At 39.1% G+C, this 3,377-nt stretch carries 3 protein-coding genes and 1 tRNA gene; all 4 read left to right on the forward strand.

Annotated features, from left to right (window positions below; translation table 11 throughout):
* The first annotated feature begins 182 nt into the window (after positions 1-182).
* Positions 183-1,481 (forward strand): Nramp family divalent metal transporter, encoded by a 1,299-nt coding sequence (locus NZ519_13155; protein ID MCS7029703.1) that lies wholly within the window; start codon positions 183-185, stop codon positions 1,479-1,481.
* 128 nt (positions 1,482-1,609) lie between these two features.
* A tRNA-Gln gene (locus tag NZ519_13160) sits at positions 1,610-1,680 on the forward strand.
* A 26-nt stretch (positions 1,681-1,706) separates the two neighbouring features.
* Complete coding sequence (locus NZ519_13165) at positions 1,707-2,639, forward strand: ribose-phosphate pyrophosphokinase (GenBank protein ID MCS7029704.1); 933 nt, start codon at positions 1,707-1,709, stop codon at positions 2,637-2,639.
* A 6-nt stretch (positions 2,640-2,645) separates the two neighbouring features.
* Positions 2,646-3,221, forward strand: a complete 576-nt coding sequence (locus tag NZ519_13170; protein ID MCS7029705.1) for a 50S ribosomal protein L25/general stress protein Ctc — start codon at positions 2,646-2,648, stop codon at positions 3,219-3,221.
* The last annotated feature ends 156 nt before the right edge of the window (positions 3,222-3,377 follow it).

Below are 3,377 nucleotides of genomic sequence, written 5' to 3' on the forward strand. Positions count from 1 at the left end.
TTAGCCCAGTGCGGAGCGAAGCGTAGCACCGAAGCGATAGCGTAGCCCGTAGCACGCCGACCTTGTGGGCATGAGCGCAGCGAAATGCCCACAAGGGCACGCCCAAAAGAAAAAATTAAATAAAACATTCCTTTTTGGATAAGTAAAAATTATTTTTTAGATTTGCCGAAAATTTATTTTGTATGTGGCAAAAACCTTCGGCTGTAAGTACATATCTCTCTCTGTCAGAGTTTAATAGCACAGTAAGCACTCAAAAAGTAGGCTTTTTGAGAAAAATGTTTGCTTTTATGGGTCCCGGAATACTGGTCAGTATCGGCTACATGGACCCTGGAAACTGGGCTACAGGAATTGAAGGTGGATCGAGATTTGGCTACCAACTCCTGTGGATTATGCTACTTTCAAATTTAATGGCTATTTTGCTACAAAGCCTGACTATAAAATTAGGTATAGTGGCTCAAAAAGATCTTGCCCAAGCTTGTAGAGACTACTATGCCAAACCTGTATCTTTGATGTTGTGGATCTTGTGCGAAATAGCCATTATTGCTTGCGATTTAGCAGAAGTATTAGGGTGTGCCTTAGGCTTAAAGCTACTATTCGGATTAGATTTGCTTACTGCTGTTATAGTTACTTCTCTGGATGTACTGCTTTTACTTTTACTGCAAAATTGGGGTATCAGAGTTTTAGAAGCCATTATTACAGTTTTAGTTTTAAGCATATTTTCTTGCTTTATTATTGAACTTTACCTTGCCAAACCGAATGTAACAGAGATTGCATCGGGATTTGTCCCTTCAAAACTAAGTAAAGAAGCACTGTACGTTGCTATTGGGATATTAGGCGCTACGGTCATGCCCCATAATTTGTATTTACATTCTAGTTTGGTACAAACTCGCAGTATCACGAAAAACGCAAAAAGCATAAAGGAAGCTATCAAATTTAACGTTATAGACACGGTGTTATCTTTGAATGCATCTTTATTCATCAACGCATCTATTTTGATTGTGGCTGCAACAGTATTTTACAAGCAAGGCACAGTAGTAGATGAACTGACCCAAGCGCATGTAATGCTCAACAGAACCTTGGGCGGTGCCGCAGCAGCTGCTTTTGCTATGGCTTTATTTTTTTCAGGACAAAGCTCGACTTATACAGGTACTTTGGCAGGACAAATTGTAATGGAAGGATTTCTAAATTTACGACTAAAAAAATGGCAGCGCCGTTTAATTACTCGCGCTATAGCTATTGTGCCTGCCATTATTATGGTCATATTGAAAGGAGAAAAAGGAAGTAAAGATTTGCTTATATTTAGTCAAGTAGTGCTATCTATGCAGTTACCTTTTGCTATTATTCCGCTGATACAATTCACTTCTTCTGAAAGATACATGGGCAAGTTCAAAAACTCAAAAGGAATTACAATTTTATCTATTTTAGCAGCAAGCGTTATTATTGGACTAAATGTATGGCTGCTGTTGCAAGTACTATTTTAACTTTCGTTATGCCAAAAGAAAAAATTTTTATGTACTGATTAACAACGGTTTAGTAAAAAAATCAACCAATCCTCTTGACAAGTTTGATAACTCATACTATTTTTGCACCGCAATTCTAACAGAAAGTTTGCCCGATCGTCTAATGGTAGGACCGCAGATTTTGGTTCTGCTTGTGGGAGTTCGAATCTTCCTCGGGCAACTTTTTTATTTTATTCAAGTAGTGTCATGTCTGAATATGTCAAATTCTTTGCAGGTACAGTTTCACGACAATTGGCTGAAGATATTGCAGCCCACTACGGAGCACATTTAGCTAAATATGAGATAGTCCGCTTTTCAGATGGAGAGATACAACCTAACATACTCGAATCTGTTCGTGGGCATGACACTTTTATTATTCAATCCACAGTAGCGCCTGCGGATAATTTAATGGAGTTACTTCTAACCATTGATGCAGTTCGCAGAGCCTCTGCCAAAACTATCAACGTAGTGATTCCCTACTTCGGATACGCACGCCAAGATAGAAAAGATAAACCGCGCGTATCCATAGCTTCTAAACTCATTGCAAACATGCTCACTTCCGCAGGAGCTTCTCGTGTAATGACAATGGACCTACACGCAGGACAAATTCAAGGTTTTTTTGACATTCCTCTCGATCACCTCAATGCCACAGCTGTATTTTTACCTTATCTGCAAAGCTTGGGATTAGAAAATCTAACCATTGCTGCTCCAGATGTAGGGGGAGTAGGTCGTGCCCGATTGTACGCTAAGCACCTTAAAGCAGAAATGGTCTTAATTGACAAATACCGCGTACGCGCTAATGAAGTTGCTTCTATGGAAGTGATTGGAGATGTAAAAGGTAAAAATGTGGTATTGGTAGATGACATTTGCGATACGGCTAATACACTTTGCAAAGCCACTGAAATCTTAATAGAAAAAGGTGCAAGGTCTGTAAGAGCATGCACTACACACGCCTTACTTTCAGGTAATGCAGTAGAACGAATTACACAGTCAGCAATGGAAGAGCTTGTAGTTACTAACACTGTACCAAACATTAAGCTTTTTGATAAACTTAAAGTCCTTAATATTGCACCAATATTTGCCAAAGCAATCAGTAACATTATACATCATGAATCTATCAGTTCATTATTTATTGATTAAAGTGGTATGGAAGTATTAACAATTACAGGTACTCTACGGAGTACAGGAAAGAAAGAAGTAAAAGCTCTGCGCAGCCAAGGTAATGTTCCATGTGTAGTATACGGCGTACGCCCTGAACCTATCCATTTTGCTACACATTGGCTTAATTTTAGACAAATTGTTTATACCCCACAAGTTAAGTTTGTGGATATTCAGATAGGTAATCAAACTTTGCGCACTATTTTAAAAGAAGTGCAGTTTCATCCTGTAACTAATGAAATTATCCATGCAGACTTTCTGGAAATCAGTGATAATAAAAAAATTACTATGGAAATTCCTGTATCTTTTACAGGTCGTAGTGTGGGGGTAAGCAAGGGAGGGAAGCTATTACCTAAAATGCGCAAACTCAAAGTAAAAGCACTGCCTAAGTATATGCCTTCTACTATTGCTATAGACATTACTGATTTAGACGTAGGTAAGTCTATACGCGTAGGAGACATAAAAATGGAAAACATAGAAATTTTACATAACAAATCTATTCCTGTTGTGAGTGTAATTGCTACTCGTGCTATGGTAGCTGCAGGGGCAGCACCTAAAAAATAAATAGTACTGTTAAAAGTTTTTTGGCGGTTTTGTTTTGGGCAGGCCGCCAATTATTTTTTGTTTTTGAGGATATGTTATTGGCGTGCCCCTTGCTGCGCAAGGGTCGGGGCATTCCGCACTGCGCTTCGCTTCGGTACTTCGCTGCGCTTCGTACTG

It is taken from the genome of Bacteroidia bacterium (assembly GCA_025056095.1).
Lineage (GTDB): Bacteria > Bacteroidota > Bacteroidia > JANWVE01 > JANWVE01 > JANWVE01.